Origin of the sequence: Mesorhizobium sp. M5C.F.Ca.ET.164.01.1.1 (genome assembly GCF_004792125.1) — a bacterium.
GTDB lineage: Bacteria > Pseudomonadota > Alphaproteobacteria > Rhizobiales > Rhizobiaceae > Mesorhizobium > Mesorhizobium wenxiniae.
Window position 1 is genome coordinate 1 of the sequence record NZ_SRTG01000668.1, and the last position, 212, is coordinate 212.

Annotated in this window: 1 pseudogene; it reads left to right on the forward strand. The window is 62.7% G+C overall.

Going from position 1 to position 212, the window contains the following annotated elements:
• Positions 1 to 212 (forward strand): annotated as a pseudogene (groEL, locus tag EN807_RS35225) (chaperonin GroEL); the annotation flags it as partial.

Below are 212 nucleotides of genomic sequence, written 5' to 3' on the forward strand. Positions count from 1 at the left end.
GTCAAGGCGCCGGGCTTCGGTGATCGCCGCAAGGCCATGCTGGAAGACATCGCCATCCTCACTGGTGGCCAGGTCATTTCCGAAGACCTCGGCATCAAGCTCGAGAATGTCGGCCTCAACATGCTCGGCCGCGCCAAGAAGGTGTCGATCTCCAAGGAGAACACCACCATCGTCGACGGCGCCGGCAAGAAGGCCGAGATCCAGGGCCGCGT